This is a genomic window from Cellulosimicrobium cellulans, from assembly GCF_016921195.1.
GTDB classification, from domain to species: Bacteria; Actinomycetota; Actinomycetes; order Actinomycetales; family Cellulomonadaceae; genus Cellulosimicrobium; species Cellulosimicrobium cellulans_F.
The window spans coordinates 74,293-89,847 of sequence record NZ_JAFGYF010000002.1; the positions used below are offsets into that span (position 1 = coordinate 74,293).

15 protein-coding genes are annotated in these 15,555 nt (G+C 72.6%); 5 read left to right on the forward strand and 10 right to left on the reverse strand.

The genetic code is table 11. The features are described 5' to 3' along the window. Positions 1-22: 22 nt before the first annotated feature. Positions 23-3,616 (reverse strand): methionine synthase, encoded by a 3,594-nt coding sequence (metH, locus tag JN535_RS05300; RefSeq protein WP_205203352.1) that lies wholly within the window; start codon positions 3,614-3,616, stop codon positions 23-25. A gap of 122 nt (positions 3,617-3,738) precedes the next feature. Between metH and JN535_RS05305 the strand changes: the two genes are divergently transcribed. Continuing rightward, a complete protein-coding gene (locus JN535_RS05305; RefSeq protein WP_205203353.1) occupies positions 3,739-4,875 on the forward strand; it encodes a GNAT family N-acetyltransferase in 1,137 nt (378 codons plus the stop codon). 56 nt (positions 4,876-4,931) lie between these two features. Here the strand turns inward: JN535_RS05305 and JN535_RS05310 are convergent, their stop codons facing one another. The 4 genes from JN535_RS05310 to JN535_RS05325 are packed head-to-tail and all read right to left on the reverse strand — an operon-like array spanning position 4,932 to position 7,465. Continuing rightward, positions 4,932-5,582, reverse strand: coding sequence for a hypothetical protein (locus tag JN535_RS05310; protein WP_205203355.1), 651 nt, complete (start codon positions 5,580-5,582; stop codon positions 4,932-4,934). Then, entirely contained in the window at positions 5,579-6,484 is a 906-nt protein-coding gene (gene ypfJ, locus JN535_RS05315; protein WP_205203357.1) for a KPN_02809 family neutral zinc metallopeptidase, read from the reverse strand. The genes JN535_RS05310 and ypfJ overlap by 4 nt, the downstream gene beginning before the upstream one ends. A gap of 39 nt (positions 6,485-6,523) precedes the next feature. Then, positions 6,524-7,042 (reverse strand): hypothetical protein, encoded by a 519-nt coding sequence (locus JN535_RS05320; protein WP_205203359.1) that lies wholly within the window; start codon positions 7,040-7,042, stop codon positions 6,524-6,526. Positions 7,043-7,096: 54 nt separating this feature from the next. After that, positions 7,097-7,465, reverse strand: a complete 369-nt coding sequence (locus tag JN535_RS05325; RefSeq protein ID WP_205203361.1) for a hypothetical protein — start codon at positions 7,463-7,465, stop codon at positions 7,097-7,099. A 312-nt stretch (positions 7,466-7,777) separates the two neighbouring features. On the opposite strand from JN535_RS05325, the gene JN535_RS05330 reads away from it, so the two are divergent. After that, on the forward strand, positions 7,778-9,376 hold the full coding sequence (locus tag JN535_RS05330; RefSeq protein ID WP_205203363.1) for an ABC-F family ATP-binding cassette domain-containing protein: 1,599 nt from the start codon (positions 7,778-7,780) through the stop codon (positions 9,374-9,376). A gap of 24 nt (positions 9,377-9,400) precedes the next feature. Here JN535_RS05330 and JN535_RS05335 read toward each other — a convergent pair whose 3' ends face one another. From JN535_RS05335 to JN535_RS05345, 3 genes are read right to left on the reverse strand one after another with little or no spacing between them, the layout of a single operon-like run. Next, positions 9,401-10,402, reverse strand: a complete 1,002-nt coding sequence (locus JN535_RS05335; protein ID WP_205203365.1) for an SURF1 family cytochrome oxidase biogenesis protein — start codon at positions 10,400-10,402, stop codon at positions 9,401-9,403. After that, positions 10,399-10,647: a hypothetical protein gene (locus tag JN535_RS05340; protein ID WP_205203368.1), complete on the reverse strand. Its 249-nt coding sequence runs from the start codon at positions 10,645-10,647 to the stop codon at positions 10,399-10,401. Before JN535_RS05340 ends, JN535_RS05335 begins: the two co-directional genes overlap by 4 nt. Continuing rightward, entirely contained in the window at positions 10,644-11,012 is a 369-nt protein-coding gene (locus JN535_RS05345; RefSeq protein ID WP_205203371.1) for a DUF3099 domain-containing protein, read from the reverse strand. Before JN535_RS05345 ends, JN535_RS05340 begins: the two co-directional genes overlap by 4 nt. A gap of 200 nt (positions 11,013-11,212) precedes the next feature. On the opposite strand from JN535_RS05345, the gene fabG reads away from it, so the two are divergent. The 3 genes from fabG to JN535_RS05360 all read left to right on the forward strand — a co-directional run bounded on the left by fabG (position 11,213) and on the right by JN535_RS05360 (position 13,388). After that, a complete protein-coding gene (fabG, locus tag JN535_RS05350) occupies positions 11,213-11,938 on the forward strand; it encodes a 3-oxoacyl-ACP reductase FabG (protein WP_205203373.1) in 726 nt (241 codons plus the stop codon). Between the two features lie 131 nt (positions 11,939-12,069). Further along, the gene (gene fabI / locus JN535_RS05355; RefSeq protein WP_205203375.1) at positions 12,070-12,837 is read left to right on the forward strand and encodes an enoyl-ACP reductase FabI; all 768 of its coding nucleotides are present in this window, start codon (positions 12,070-12,072) and stop codon (positions 12,835-12,837) included. Between the two features lie 14 nt (positions 12,838-12,851). Beyond that, positions 12,852-13,388, forward strand: a complete 537-nt coding sequence (locus tag JN535_RS05360; protein WP_205203378.1) for a SixA phosphatase family protein — start codon at positions 12,852-12,854, stop codon at positions 13,386-13,388. Between the two features lie 73 nt (positions 13,389-13,461). On the opposite strand, the gene serB is transcribed toward JN535_RS05360, so the two are convergent. Further along, positions 13,462-14,130: a phosphoserine phosphatase SerB gene (gene serB / locus JN535_RS05365; RefSeq protein WP_307868396.1), complete on the reverse strand. Its 669-nt coding sequence runs from the start codon at positions 14,128-14,130 to the stop codon at positions 13,462-13,464. 116 nt (positions 14,131-14,246) lie between these two features. Then, complete coding sequence (gene glgC, locus JN535_RS05370) at positions 14,247-15,488, reverse strand: glucose-1-phosphate adenylyltransferase (protein WP_047233139.1); 1,242 nt, start codon at positions 15,486-15,488, stop codon at positions 14,247-14,249. Between the last annotated feature and the right edge of the window lie 67 nt (positions 15,489-15,555).

Below are 15,555 nucleotides of genomic sequence, written 5' to 3' on the forward strand. Positions count from 1 at the left end.
GCTCCGGAACTGCCCGAGAAGGTCAGACGCTGAAGTACTTGGCCTCGGGGTGGTGGAACACGAACGCGTCGGTCGACTGCTCGGGGTGGAGCTGGAGCTCCGCGGAGAGCTCGACGCCCACGCGTTCGGGGCGCAGGAGTTCGACGACCTTGGTGCGGTCCTCCATGTCGGGGCAGGCGGGGTAGCCGAGTGAGAAGCGGGCGCCTCGGTACTCGAGCTTGAACATGCCCTCGACCTCCGTGGGGTCCTCGTCGGCGAACCCGAGCTCGGCGCGCACGCGCGAGTGCCACATCTCCGCCAGCGCCTCGGTGAGCTGCACGGACAGGCCGTGCAGCTCCATGTACTCGCGGTAGTGGTTCCCGGCGAACAGCTTCGCGGTGTGCTGGTCGACGCTCGCGCCCATGGTGACGAGCTGGACGGGCAGCACGTCGTACCGGCCGGTCTCCTCGACCCACGACCGCGGCTTGACGAAGTCGGCGAGGCACAGGTGCCGGTCGCGGCGCTGGCGCGGGAACGTGAAGCGCAGCCGCTCGGTCCCCGGCTCGCCGCCCGATCCGCCGTCGGGCGCGCCGATCCCCGCGAGCCCGGCACCGTGGTGCGCGACGACGACGTCGTCGCCCTCCGACCACACCGGGAAGTACCCGTACACGACCGACGGGTCCACGACGCCCTCGGTGCGGATCCGGTCGTACCAGGCGTTGAGCCGCGGGCGGCCCTCGGTCTCGACGAGCTCCTCGTACGACGCCCCGTCGTCACCCCGGCCCGGCTTGAGTCCCCACTGACCCATGAACGTCGCGCGCTCGTCGAGGAACGCCGCGTACTCGGCGAGCTGGACGCCCTTGACGAGGCGCGTGCCCCAGAACGGAGGAGCGGGCACCGGGTTGTCGGCCGCGACGTCGGACCGCGCGGGCAGGTCCTCGACGGGCGTCTCCGTCACGGTGACCACCGCGTGCCGGCGCTTCTTCAGCGCGGGCAGCCCGACGGCGTCGGGCGACTCGCCGCGCGCGACGCGCACGAGCGGTTCCATGAGACGCAGGCCCTCGAACGCGTCGCGCGCGTACCGGACGACGCCGGGGAACTGACCCGCGAGGTCGTCCTCGACGTACGTGCGCGTGAGCGCCGCGCCGCCGAGCAGCACGGGCCAGCGCCCGGCGAGCCCACGCGAGGTGAGCTCCGCGAGGTTCTCCTTCATGACCACGGTGGACTTCACGAGCAACCCGGACATGCCGATGACGTCGGCGTCGTGCTCCTCGGCGGCCTCGATCATCGCGGAGATCGGCTGCTTGATGCCGATGTTCACGACCGTGTAGCCGTTGTTGGTGAGGATGATGTCGACGAGGTTCTTGCCGATGTCGTGCACGTCGCCGCGCACGGTCGCGAGGACGATCGTGCCCTTGGACCCGGTCGATCCCTCGATCTTCTCCATGTGCGGCTCGAGGTAGGCGACCGCGGTCTTCATGACCTCGGCGGACTGGAGCACGAACGGGAGCTGCATCTCGCCGCGCCCGAACAGGTCGCCCACGACCTTCATGCCCTCGAGCAGGTGCTCGTTGACGATGTCGAGGGCCTTGAGCCCGGACGCCATCGCGGCGTCGAGGTCCTCCTCGAGGCCCTTGCGCGCGCCGTCGACGATCCGCCGCTCGAGCCGCTCACCCACCGGCAGCGCCGCGAGCTCCGCCGCGCGCTGGTCCTTGAGCGCGGCCGAGTCCACGCCCTCGAACAGCTCGAGCAGCCGCGCGAGCGGGTCGTGCACGAGGTTCCCCTCGCCGTCGTACCGCCGCCGGTCCCACACGAGGTCGAGCGCGGCCTCGCGCTGCTCGTCGGGGATCTGCGCGAGCGGGAGGATCTTCGCGGCGTGCACGATCGCGGAGTCCAGCCCGGCCTCGACCGCCTCGTGGAGGAAGACGGAGTTGAGCACCGTGCGCGCCGCGGGGTTGAGGCCGAACGACACGTTCGACACCCCGAGCGTCGTGTGGATGCCGGGGTAGCGGCGCGTGATCTCGCGGATCGCCTCGATCGTCTCGATCGCGTCGCGCCGCGTCTCCTCCTGGCCCGTGGCGATCGGGAACGTCAGGGCGTCGACGATGATGTCGTCGACCCGCATGCCCCAGTCGCGCGTGAGCGTCTCGACGAGCCGCGTCGCGATCTCCACCTTGCCCGACGCGGTGCGCGCCTGGCCCTCCTCGTCGATCGTCAGCGCGACGACGGCGGCCCCGTGCTCCACGACGTGCGGCATGATCCGCGCGAACCGCGACGTCGGGCCGTCGCCGTCCTCGAAGTTCACCGAGTTCACGACGGCGCGCCCGCCCACGAGCTCGAGGCCCGCGGCGATGACCTCCGGCTCGGTCGAGTCGATGACGAGGGGCAGCGTGGACGCGCTGGCGAGGCGCGACACGACCTCGCGCACGTCCGCGACGCCGTCGCGCCCCACGTAGTCGACGCACACGTCGAGCAGGTGCGCGCCGTCACGCGTCTGGGCGCGCGCGATCTCGACGCACTCGTCCCAATTCTCCGCGAGCATCGCCTCGCGGAACGCCTTGGACCCGTTGGCGTTGGTGCGCTCCCCGATCGCGAGGAACGACGCGTCCTGGTGCAGGTCCGTGTGCGAGTACAGGCTCGCGACGCCGTTCTCGCGCTCCGGGTGCCGCTCGACGACCGGCCGCGCGCGCACCGCCTCGACGACGCGCCGCAGGTGCTCGGGCGTCGTGCCGCAGCAGCCGCCCACCAGACCGAGGCCGAACTCGGTGACGAACTGCGTGTGCGCGGCGGCGAGCTCGTCGGGAGTGAGCGGATAGGTCGCGCCGTTCGGACCGAGCACGGGCAGCCCCGCGTTCGGCATACACGTCACGGGGATCTCGGCGTGGCGGGAAAGGTGCCGCAGGTGCTCGCTCATCTCCGCCGGGCCCGTCGCGCAGTTCAGGCCGATCGCGTCGACGTCGAGCGCCTGGAGCGTCGTGAGCGCAGCCCCGATCTCGGAGCCCATGAGCATCGTGCCCGTGGTCTCGACCGTCACCTGGACGATCACGGGGACCTCGCGTCCGACGTCGTGCATCGCGTTCCGCGACCCCGTCACCGCGGCCTTGGCCTGCAGCAGGTCCTGGCTCGTCTCGACGAGGATCGCGTCGACCCCGCCCTCCAGGAGACCCGCCGCCTGCTCCGCGAACGTGTCGCGCAGGTGCGCGTACGTCGTGTGGCCGAGGCTCGGCAGCTTGGTCCCCGGGCCCATCGACCCGAGCACCCAGCGCGGGTGGTCCGCCGTCGCGAACGCGTCCGCGCGCTCGCGCGCGATCCGCGCCCCGGCCGCGGCGAGCTCGCGGATCCTGTCGTCGATGTCGTAGTCCGACAGGTTGGACCAGTTGGCGCCGAACGTGTTCGTCTCGATCGCGTCGACACCGACCTCGAGGTACGCGTCGTGCACGGCCGCGATGATGTCCGGGCGCGAGACGTTGAGGATCTCGTTGCAGCCCTCGAGACCCTCGTAGTCCTCCAGCGTCGGGTCCTGCGCCTGGATCATCGTGCCCATCGCGCCGTCGGCCACGACGACGCGCGTGCGCAGCGCGTCCGCGAGGGCCCGGGAGCGGGCGTCGGCGAGGTCCTGGGCAACGACGGTCGGCATGCCGCCAGCGTAGATCGCGCGCGGCACCGCGCGGTGAGCCGTCTCAGGGGACCGGCGTGCCGGTCGGAACGGGCGCGGAAAAGCGCGTGCCCGACGGCGCGGGCCCCCCTACCGTGGTCGCCATGGCTACTCCCTCGACGACGACAGACCGTGCCGAGGCGTCACCTCCGACGCTCGCCCCCATCGCCGAGCGTGCCGCCGCGCCGTCGACCCTGCCGCCGGTGACGGCGGGCGGACTCACGTGGCGTCCCGCCACGCCCGCCGACGCGCCCGCCCTGCTCACGCTGCGCAACGAGATCGCGGAGGTCGACGACGAGCCGTACCGCGAGACGCTCGCGGAGATCGAGGAGATCTTCACCGCGCCGTGGCGCGACGTCGCGGCCGACTCGATCGTCGGCGCCGACGCCGACGGGACGCTGCGCGCCTACGGGATGGTCGACACCAATCCCGGGGACGAGCGCACCGTGCGAGCGTTCCTCGGGGGCGGCGTCCACCCCAGCCACCGGAGGCGGGGCGTCGGGCGCGAGGTGCTCGCCTGGCAGGTCGCCCGCGCGCGGCAGGTGCTCGCCGCGAGCGGCAAGGAGCTGCCCGCGCGGCTCGCCGTCTTCGGGGAGGACACCGACCCGCCCGAGAAGGCACGGCTCTACGCGCGGTTCGGGTTCGTCGCCCGCCGCTTCTACTCCGACCTGCGCCGCGACCTCGCGACCCCCGTCCCCGACGTCCCGCTCGAGGGGTCCCTGCGAGTCGTGCCGTGGTCCGCCGAGCTCGACGAGGCGACGCGCCTCGCGCACAACGACGCGTTCCGCGACCACTGGGGGAGCGAGCCTCGTACCGCCGAGGCGTGGACTCACGGGCGCAGCGAGTTCGCGCCGCAGTGGTCGTTCCTCGTGGTCGACGACGCGCCCGACGTCGACGCGCTCCTCGCCGACCCGGCGACGGACCCCGAGACCGCGGCGGCGCTCCGCGCGGGCGAGCCGCTCGTCGTCGGCTACGAGATGGCGGGCCGGTACGACGAGGACTTCCCGGTGCGCGGGTACACGTTCGGGTACACCGAGCTCCTCGGTGTCCGGCGTGCGTACCGGGGCCGCCGCGTCGCCGTCGCGGCGCTCGCGGCCGCGATGCGGGCGTTCGCCGCGGACGGCATGCAGTACGCCGCGCTCGACGTCGACACCGAGAACCCCTCCGGCGCGCACGGCCTCTACGCGAGCCTCGGCTACGAGAAGGTGACGGGCTCGCGCATGTACTCGATCGAGCTCTGAGCGAGGGGACCGGAGCGCGCCGAGCCACGAGGCAGTGGCGGAGTGCCGACGGTTCGTCAGACCGCCATGCCGCACCAGCGTTCGATCTCGGCGACGGCGGCCCGCTCGTCGTCCCGCGAACCTCGCCACCAGGCGGACAGCATGAAGGAGCCGCCGGAAAGCTCGTACCGCCAGTCGTCCCGGCACGCGTGACGGTGGCGAGAGGCGTGATCGCTCGTCCGGGCTTCACGGTCCAGGACGTCGAGCCAGGGCCGGACCTTCCCGGTCGCGACGACGCAGGCCTCGAAGACTCCCGCCACGCGGACCAGGCCCGCCTCCCGGCGCAGCGTCGCAGTCCACCATGCGTCGAGAAACGCTCTGATCGACGACGACTGCGGGGCCGGCCAGGTCGACCACCCCGCGGCCGCGAGACCGCGCGCTATCAGGTACGGCTCGGGCTCCCCGTCGGCGAGGGCGCGGACGGCGGTGGGAAGCACGCGGCGGATCATCGCGGGCTGGTCGTCCCAGTGGAACGGGTCCTTCCCTGCGGCCCGGACCGCGAGCTCTCGCGGCACCGCGACGCCTGGCGTACGGAGCAGCAACAGCTCGGCCTCGGAGAAGCAGCGCCCGCAGCCGTCCTCGTCGGTCGCGGCCGAAGCGTCACGGAAGACCTGCTCGACGCGCTCCGTCGCGGCGGCGAGGGCGGCGTCCGCCCTGCTGCCGGTCACAGCGACGACGCGGACAGGGCGTCGCAGTCCTGGAGCGTGCCGCCGTCGTAGCCGATGGTGAACCAGCGCTGGCGCTGCTCGCTCGAGCCGTGGGTCCACGCCTCGGGGTTGACCTGGCCGGTCGCGGCCTCCTGGATGCGGTCGTCGCCGACGGCGGACGCGGCGGACAGCGCGTCGTCCAGCTCCTGCTCGGTGATGTCACGCAGGAACGTCACGCCGGTGTCCGGGTCGACGGTGCTCGCGGCGTGGCCTGCCCACATGCCGGCGAGGCAGTCGGCCATGAGCTCGATGCGCACGGAGTCGGACTCGGGGCCGGTGCCCTGCCGGTCGGCCGCGTCCATCGCCCCGACGAGCTGCTCGATGTGGTGCCCGAACTCGTGCGCCACGACGTACATCTCCGCGAGCCCTCCGTCGTTCGCGCCGAAACGCGACGACAGGTCGTCGTAGAAGCCGAGGTCGATGTACACCGTCCGGTCCGGCGGACAATAGAACGGACCGACCGCGCTCGTGGCGGCCCCGCACCCGGTGGACACCTGTCCAGTGAAGCTGACCACCTCGGGCTGCGTGTACTCCACGCCCGCCTGTCGGGGGAGGGCCTCCGTCCAGTACGCGTCGAGCGACTGCACCGTGCCGTTGAGACGGCACTCGCGCGTCGTGTTCGCCTCCTCGGCCGTGCATGTGTCGATGTACTCCTGCTGCCCCTCGCCGTAGGCGCCGGAGTCTGAGCCGTCGCCGCCCGTGAGCGCGCTGAGGTCGACACCGGTCTGGTTGCCGACGAACGCGATGAGCAGCGCGACGAGCACGGCCCCGATCCCGCCACCTGCGATCATCGTGCCGCGGCCGCGGCCCCCACCCTTGCGGACGCGTCCGCCCTCGAACGAGCCACCCTCCTGAAACGTCACGCGGCCAACGCTACCGTCGGGGCGGTCGCCACACCCGGTCTAGAGCTCGACCAGGGCCTTGAGGACGCGCGAGAGGAGGGCGTAGTCGCCCGACGGCGACGACGCGCGCGAGCGCCTGTCCCGCCGACTCTCCACCCGGGATTCCGTCGCGCCCTGCTGGTCCCCGGGGCGTCGCGGCAATTCCACGGCGTCCTTTCCCGGGGCCTTCGTGGCAATTTCCTCGAGGTAGGCGTCGACGAATTCCACGAGTAGTTGCTCGGTGCGCCGACCGGTCAGTGCGATATTCCAGTCGGACGGCCCGACAAGAATGACGGAGAGGTCTTTTCCGAGCTGATACACGAAGACGCAGCTCTCCGACGTGTTCAGAACGCAGCGCGCGGAGTCGCCGGGTACCTCCGGGCCCGCGGCAGCGAGCGCGGCAGCGATCGACCGCGCGATCGCGACCACGGGCGGGGCGTCGAGGCCGGAGCTCCCGATGGTCTCGCCGCCCGGGCCCAGGGCGAGGACGTGGGCGACGTTCTCGAGCGCGTCGTCGATGCGCCCGAGGACGTCGCCCACGCTGCGCGGAGCGTCCACGGCGGTGCTACCGCCACGTGGGCTCGCAGTCATGCGTCAGAGCGTGATCGTCTCGTCGAGCACGGCCAGCGCCCTGCGGGCGAGCGCCAGGTTCGCGCGGCCGCGCTCGAGGACGAGGTAGGTGAAGGTCCCCTGGAGGGACTCGCGCTGGGAGAGCCGGATGAGGTGGTACTGGTTGCCCAGCGTGATGAGGATGTCCTCGATCCGGTCGTTCAGGCCGAGCTGCTCGATCGCGCGGAGCTTCGCGCGGATGACCTCGGTGTTCGCGGCCGCTGCCAGCTCGAGGTCGAACATCACGAGCTGCTTCTGCACGAGCGCGAGCCCGCTGCCGTAGTCCACGACGGCGACGGCCATCGCGCCGTCGAGCTCCAGGATCTTGCTGAGCGCCTCGTCGGCAGTGGTCATCGTCATTTCCTTTCCTGGCCCCTGCAGCGGTCGACGGGGACCGTATCACGGCACCCGAGAATCGCCGGGTCGCGGTCCGTCGGGCATTCAGGGAACTCTGGTAGGGGCGCGCGGAGAGATTTATCGAGAATGCATGAGCGGGTGAAGCGACGGCAAACTCCGGTTCGTCCTCGGGGGTTCGCGGGCCGCACCCCGGTGCGGACCCGTAGAATCGACGTCGGCCCGTACCGGGTCGGTCCGGCCCCGGGGCGTCAGCGCACCGTGCGGCGACCGGCCGAGGCGGGCACCCGCACCACCCGAGAGGACCCTCCCGTGATCACCGCTCACGGCGTCGAGCTGCGCGTCGGCGCCCGCGTCCTGCTGCACGAGGCGACCTTCCAGATCGCCTCGGGCGACCGGATCGGCCTCGTCGGGCGCAACGGCGCCGGCAAGACGACCCTGACCAAGACGCTCGCGGGGGAGACCCAGCCGACGGCCGGGAAGATCACGCGCGGCAACGACATCGGCTACCTGCCGCAGGACCCGCGCACGGGCGACCTCGACGTCATCGCCATGGACCGCGTGCTCTCGGCCCGCAGCCTCGACAAGATCGTGCGCCAGATGCGCGAGACGGAGGGCGCGATGGCGAGCGCCGACGCCGAGACGCACGAGGCCGCGATGGAGCGCTACCCCAAGCTCGAGGCGCGCTTCCTCGCCGCGGGCGGGTACGCGGCGGAGAGCGAGGCGCACCGCATCACGAGCAACCTCGGTCTCGACGACCGCGTGCTCGGCCAGCCGCTCAGCACGTTGTCGGGTGGCCAGCGGCGTCGCATCGAGCTCGCGCGCATCCTGTTCTCCGGGGTCGAGACGCTGCTCCTCGACGAGCCGACGAACCACCTCGACGCCGACTCGATCGTCTGGCTGCGCGACTACCTCAAGTCCTACAGCGGCGGGTTCGTCGTGATCTCCCACGACGTGGAGCTGCTGCGCGCGACCGTCAACAAGGTGTTCCACCTCGACGCGAACCGCGGCGAGCTCGACCAGTACAACCTCGGCTGGGACGCCTACCTCGCGCAGCGTGAGTCGGACGAGCGTCGCCGCCGGCGCGAGCGGCAGAACGCGGAGAAGAAGGCCGGGGCGCTGCTCGCCCAGGGCGAGAAGATGCGCGCCAAGGCCACCAAGGCCGTGGCCGCGCAGCAGATGATGCGTCGTGCGGAGAAGATGCTCGCGGGCATCGAGGGCGAGCGCCAGACCGACAAGGTCGCCAAGCTGCGGTTCCCCAAGCCCGCGCCGTGCGGGCGCACGCCGCTCACCGCGAGCGGCCTGTCCAAGGCGTACGGGTCGCAGGAGGTCTTTGCGGGCGTCGACCTCGCGATCGACCGCGGCAGCCGCGTCGTCGTGCTGGGCCTCAACGGTGCGGGCAAGACGACGCTCCTGCGCATCCTCGGCGGCGTCGAGCAGCCCGACACGGGCGAGGTGCACCCCGGTCACGGCCTGAAGATCGGCTACTACGCCCAGGAGCACGACACGCTCGACATGGACGCGACGGTCGTCGAGAACCTGCGCCACGCCGCGCCCGACCTCACCGACACCCAGGTGCGCTCCGTGCTCGGGTCCTTCCTGTTCTCCGGCGACGACGCGGAGAAGCCGACGCACGTGCTCTCCGGCGGGGAGAAGACGCGCCTCGCGCTCGCGACGCTCGTCGTGTCGTCCGCGAACGTGCTGCTCCTCGACGAGCCGACGAACAACCTCGACCCGGCCTCGCGCGCCGAGATCCTCGGGGCGCTCAAGACGTACGAGGGCGCCGTCGTCATGGTCACGCACGACGACGGCGCGGTCGAGGCGCTCGAGCCCGAGCGCGTCCTGCTGCTGCCCGACGGCGACGAGGACCTGTGGAGCGACGAGTACGCGGAGCTCGTCTCGCTGGCCTGACCGGACCGCCCGGGCCTCCCCGGCCTACCGTGCAGTGGGCTCCTGCCGGGCGTCGAGCTGGGCGTCGATGAGGGCGTCCTCCTCGTCCTCGGCGCTCGGCCGGCGGCTGCGCGGCTCGCGACGCGTGCGTGCGGCGGCGGGGTCCTGGGCGGCGAGCAGGTCGCCCGCGGTGAGCGTCGTCTCCTCGCCGCGCGCGTCGCGCCGGTCGCGGCGGACCAGGAGCCAGAAGCCCGCGACCGCGCCGATCGCGAACACGCACCACTGGAACGCGTACGACAGGTGCGACCCGGGGTCGGTGTCGGGCTTGGGCAGGGCCTCGAGCGCCTCGTCGGCCGGCGGTACCTCGGTGCGGAGCTGCCCGTACGCGCCGACCGTGCGGTCGTCGGCCCAGGCGGCACCGTCGCGGCCGGCGGCGAGCACCTGGTCGGTGGAGATCGCCTGGACCTGCCCGTCGGGAGCGTCGCGGCCCGACGGCGGCTCGTCGCCCCGGAGCGTCACGGTCGCCCGGACCTCGCCGTCCGGGGGCGCCGGGACGTCGCCCGGCGTGACGGCGTCGGTGCCGAGCGGGACGAACCCGCGGTCGACGACCACGACGAGGCCGTCGGGCGCGGAGGGCGTGGGGTTCGTCACGAACGGGACGAGCACGTGGAAGCCGGGGCTGCCCCCCACGGGGCGGTTGCGCAGGAGGACGGTCGCGTCGGGCTCGTAGCGGCCGACGAGCGTCACGGGGCGCCAGACGTCCGCCTCGTCCAGGGTGGCGTCCGGGCCGTCGAGGACCTCGTCGACCGGGACGGGCTCGGACGTGTAGTTCGTCTCGATGCGCTCGATCTCCGCCTCGCGCGCGACGTACCGGTTCCACTGCCAGCGCCCCGCCACGAGGCACAGGGCGACGAGGACGAGGACACCGACCGCGAGGGTGACCCACTGCCGTGGCGTGCGCGGCTGGTGGGCGTCAGCGGTGGCGCGCTCGGGCGTCGGTCCCGCGGGGGCGCCCGGCGCCGGGCCCGACGGTGCGGTCTGCGTCACGGGGCCGCCCGGCGCTCGAGCTCGTCGACGGGCACGGTCGAGCGCCAGAACGAGCGAGCGCCGAGGAACGTCTCCAGGTGCTCGCGGTGCGCGTCGCACGCGAGCCAGACCTTGCGCCGCTCGGGCGTGTGGATCTTGGGGTTGTTCCACAGCAGGCCCCACACGGCCGGCTCGCGGCAGCCCTTGGCGCTGCACACCAGCTCCTCCTCGCCGACGGGGTCGGCGAGCCCCAGGACGTCGGTCACCGGTGGTCCTCCTCGTGCTCCTGCGGGTCGGGCGACTGTCCGCCGGCGATCCCGTGGGATCCCGGCACCCCGGCGGCGGGCAGCGCGCGGTGCTCCATCGGCGAGGTGTCGTAGTGGGCCTGGTCGCGCCCGGCGTTGGCGATGAGCACCGCGCTGTAGGGCAGGACGATCGCCGCGGCGGCGAACACCCAGGTCAACCAGCTCGGCGCGACGAGGATCGCGGCCACGAAGCACACGATGCGGATGCCCATCTGGACGAGGTATCGGCGCTCGCGCCGCGACTGGTCCGCGGCGAGCGGTTCCGGTGCCGACGTGATGCTCGGGACCGCCTCGGCCGACCTGCGGGCCGTGCGTCGTGTGCTCACCCATCCAGTCTACGTTTGTCGGGACCCCACAAAGTGTGGGGGAGCGGTGTGACCTCGGCGTACCGCGCACGGCGGAGCCCGCGCACGGTACGGTCGGTGCGGCGCCATCGCGCCGGGCCCAGCAGGGCTCACCCGGCACCGGCCGTGCGGGACCCGTCCCCGGCCTGCCGACCGACCCGACCGTCCCGAGGAGCCGCACCGTGTCCGAAGCCACCGCACCCGCCCCGCGCACCGTCGTCGTCACCGGCGCGAACCGGGGGATCGGCCGCGCGATCGCCGAGCGGTTCGTGGCGAACGGCGACCGCGTCGCGACCGTCTACCGGGGCGGTGACCTGCCCGAGGGTGTCTTCGGCGCCGTGGCGGACATCACGGACACCGCGGCCGTGGACGCCGCGTTCACCGAGATCGAGAACGAGCTCGGACCGGTCGAGGTGCTCGTCGCGAACGCCGGCGTGACGCACGACCAGCTCCTGCTGCGCATGACCGACGAGGACTTCGAGTCCGTGATCGACGTCAACCTCACCGGCACGTTCCGCTGCGTGCGCCGCGTGAGCAAGGGCATGATCCGCCTGCGCCGCGGCCGCATCGTGCTCGTGTCGTCCGTCATCGGCCTCTACGGCGGCGCCGGCCAGGTCAACTACGCGTCCTCCAAGGCCGCGCTCATCGGCATGGCGCGGTCGATCACGCGCGAGCTGGGGTCGCGCAACATCACGGCGAACGTCGTGGCGCCCGGGTTCATCGACACCGCCATGACCGCCGAGCTGCCCGAGGAGCGCCAGGCCGCGTACAAGGCCGCGATCCCCGCCGGACGCTTCGCCCAGGCGGACGAGGTGGCCGGGGTCGTGCAGTTCCTCGCGTCCGACGACGCCGCCTACGTCTCCGGGGCCGTCGTCCCCGTGGACGGCGGCCTCGGCATGGGGCACTGAACGGACCTGCGACCCGGCCCCACGCGTGGGCCTCGTCACGGGCACGGTCACCGGCGCACCCGCGCCCCCTCTCTTTCAGTACGCTCAGCCTCAGCGCGCCCGCACGGCGGGTGCACGACGGAAGGAAACCGATGGGTCTGCTCGACGGCAAGAAGCTCCTCATCACGGGAGTGCTCACCGACTCCTCGATCGCGTTCCACGCGGCGCGTCTCGCGCAGGAGGAGGGGGCCGAGGTCGTGCTCTCCTCGTTCGGCCGCCAGATGAAGCTCACGCAGGCCTTCGCCAAGCGCCTGCCCGTCGAGGCGCCGGTCGTGCAGCTCGACGTGACGAACGACGACGACCTCGCCGGCCTGGCCGATGCCCTCCGCGAGCACACCGACCGCCTCGACGGCGTCGTGCACTCGATCGGGTTCGCCCCGCAGAGCGTCATGGGGGGCAACTTCCTCTCCGGCACCTGGGAGGACGTGGCCACCGCGCTCCAGGTCTCGACGTTCTCCTACAAGTCGCTCGCGGTCGCCGCGAAGCCGCTCATGACGGAGGGCGGGGCCGTGGTGGGCCTCACGTTCGACGCGCAGTTCGCGTGGCCGGTCTACGACTGGATGGGCGTGGCGAAGGCCGGCCTCGAGTCCGCGAACCGCTACCTCGCGCGCGACCTCGGCCCCGACGGCATCCGTGCCAACCTCGTCTCCGCGGGCCCGATCCGCACGACGGCCGCCAAGTCCATCCCCGGCTTCGAGCAGATGGAGGACGGCTGGCCCAAGCGCGCGCCCCTCGGCTGGGACCAGACGACGGCGGAGCCCGCCGCGCGCGCGGTCGTCGCGCTCCTGTCCGACTGGTTCCCGGCGACGACCGGTGAGATCGTGCACGTCGACGGCGGCGTGCACGCCATGGGGCAGTGACTCAGGAGGAGAGCATGGGCGCGGAGACCACCGACGGCGGCGTGCGCCGCCTCGTCCTCCTGCGCCACGCAAAGGCGGAACCCGGCGGCGGGAGCGTCGACGACGTGCTGCGGCCCCTCGCGCTCAACGGGCGCCGGCAGGCGGTCCGCGTCGGCGGCGCCCTGCGCGAGACGGGGCTCGTCCCCGAGCGCGTGCTGTGCTCGTCGGCGCTCCGCACGCGCCAGACCTGGGAGCTGCTGTCGGCGCACCTGGGCGACGTGGAGCCCGACGTCCTCGTGAGCGACGACCTCTACGCGGCCGACGTGACCGACGTGCTGGACCTCGTCCGCGCGACGGACTCGCGCGTGCGGACGCTGCTCGTCGTCGGGCACGAGCCCACAATGGCGGCGACGGCGTCGCACCTGGCCGATCCGTCGTCCGACGGCGGCGCGCTCGCCCAGGTGCGCGTCGGCGTGCCGACCGCGACGTACTCCGTCCTGGAGTCGGCGACGGCCTGGGACTCCTGGGCGCCTCGCGGCGCCCTGCTCACGTACGTGGGCCGCCCGTCCTGACCGTCGCGTCCGGCTCATGACGCGAGAGAGCCCTGGTCCCCACGGACCAGGGCTCTCTCGCGTGCAGGGCGGCTCAGCGGGCGGAGTCGACCTGGTCGACCACCTCGAGGACAGCGTCGATGCGCGGGCCGTCGACGCCGTAGGGCGCCTGGGCCCGGACGACCGGCTTCGCGGCGAACGCGACGCCGATGCCCGCGGCGCCGATCATGTCCAGGTCGTTCGCGCCGTCGCCCACGGCGATCGTCGCGCTCATCGGCAGGCCGAGCTCGGCCGCGAACTCGCGCAGCGCGACCTCCTTCGCGGCGCGGTCCACCACCGGGCCGGTCGTGCGACCGGTGAGCCGGCCGCCCGCCACCTCCAGCCGGTTCGCGCGGAAGCGGGTGATCCCCAGCTCGGCCGCGAGGTCGGCCACGATCTCCTCGAAGCCGCCCGAGACGAGCGCGACCTCCCAGCCGCGGCGGTGCGCCTCGGCGACGAGCTCGCGCACCCCGGGCGTGAACGTCGCGCGCGCCCGCACGTCGGCGAACGCCTCGACGGGCACGCCGGCAAGGGTCGCGACGCGCTCGCGCAAGGACGCGCCGAAGTCGATCTCGCCGCGCATCGCGCGCTCGGTCACCTCGGTGACCTCGGCTCGCGTGCCCGCGTGGTCGGCGAGGAGCTCGATGACCTCCTGCTCGATCAGCGTCGAGTCCACGTCCATGACGAGGAGCCGCACCGGGCTGCTCGTGGGGTCGGGGGTCACGCGGGGGCTCCTCGCGGTGTCGGTCTCGTCGGCGCCCGGGCCGGGCACCTCGGTGGGTGCGCCGACGGGCAGCGTGGCACGGACGGCGTCGGGCACGACGCCGACGGGCGTGGGCGTCACTCGACGACCGTCCCCTTGGGGACCACCGTGATGCCGGACTCGGTGACCGTGAATCCGCGCGCGCGGTCCTGCTCCGGGTCGAGCCCGATGCGGGCCTGCTCGCCCACGACGACGTTCTTGTCGATGATCGCGCGGTGGACCTGCGCGTGGCGGTGCACCTGGACCCCGTCCATGAGCACGGAGTCCGACACCGACGACCACGAGTGCAGGTAGGTGCCGGGTGAGAGGACCGAGCCGACCGCCGTCGCGCCCGAGATGATCACTCCCGGGGAGACGATCGAGTCCGCGGCGTGACCGAGGCGACCGCGGCCCGCGTGCACGAACTTCGCGGGCGGCAGGCCCGTGTAGCCGGTGTGCAGCGGCCATTCCTCGTTGTAGAGGTTGAAGACCGGCGTGACCGCGATGAGGTCCTTGTTCGCGTCGTAGTACGAGTCGATCGTCCCCACGTCGCGCCAGTAGTCGCGGTCGCGGTCCGTCGAGCCGGGGACGTCGTTGCGGATGAAGTCGTAGACCGCCGCCGTGCCCTTCTCGACGAACGCGGGCACGATGTCGCCGCCCATGTCGTGGCGCGAGTCCGCGTTCGCGGCGTCCGAGGTCACTGCGTCGATCAGCGCGTCGGTGTCGATGACGTAGTTGCCCATCGACGCGAGCACCTCGTCGGGCGAGTCGGCGAGCCCGACCGGGTCCTTGGGCTTCTCGCGGAATGCCGCGATCTTCGTCGGGTCCTTCGGGTCGGTCTCGATGACGCCGAACTGGTCCGCCATGGAGATCGGCTGGCGGATGCCCGCGACGGTGAGCTGCGCGCCGGACTCGACGTGCGCGTCGACCATCTGGGAGAAGTCCATGCGGTACACGTGGTCGGCACCGACCACGACGACGATGTCCGGCCGCTCGTCGTCGATGATGTTGAGGCACTGGTAGATCGCGTCCGCGCTGCCGAGGTACCAGTGCTTGCCGACGCGCTGCTGCGCGGGCACCGGTGCCACGTAGTTGCCGAGGAGCGAGGACATCCGCCACGTCTTGGTGATGTGCCGGTCGAGGCTGTGCGACTTGTACTGCGTGAGCACGATGATGTGCAGGTAGTGCGAGTTCACCAGGTTGGACAGCGCGAAGTCCACGAGGCGGTAGATGCCCCCGAACGGCACCGCGGGCTTGGCCCGGGAGGCGGTGAGCGGCATGAGGCGCTTGCCCTCGCCCCCGGCGAGGACGATGGCGAGGACTCGTGGTGCGGCGGCCATGCCCAGACCGTAGCCCCTCGGGGCGGCACCACGCAGCAGGGACCCGCATCCTGGGCGCGGCGCGTCC

What these genes read in the sequence shown, in the direction of transcription:
- metH (WP_205203352.1), bottom strand. Translation starts at nt 3,616, where the DNA reads ATGCCGACCGTCGTTGCCCAGGACCTCGCCGACGCCCGCTCCCGGGCC.
- glgC (WP_047233139.1), bottom strand. Translation starts at nt 15,488, where the DNA reads ATGGCCGCCGCACCACGAGTCCTCGCCATCGTCCTCGCCGGGGGCGAG.
- JN535_RS05325 (WP_205203361.1), bottom strand. Translation starts at nt 7,465, where the DNA reads ATGACCACTGCCGACGAGGCGCTCAGCAAGATCCTGGAGCTCGACGGC.
- fabI (WP_205203375.1), top strand. Translation starts at nt 12,070, where the DNA reads ATGGGTCTGCTCGACGGCAAGAAGCTCCTCATCACGGGAGTGCTCACC.
- JN535_RS05305 (WP_205203353.1), top strand. Translation starts at nt 3,739, where the DNA reads ATGGCTACTCCCTCGACGACGACAGACCGTGCCGAGGCGTCACCTCCG.
- JN535_RS05360 (WP_205203378.1), top strand. Translation starts at nt 12,852, where the DNA reads ATGGGCGCGGAGACCACCGACGGCGGCGTGCGCCGCCTCGTCCTCCTG.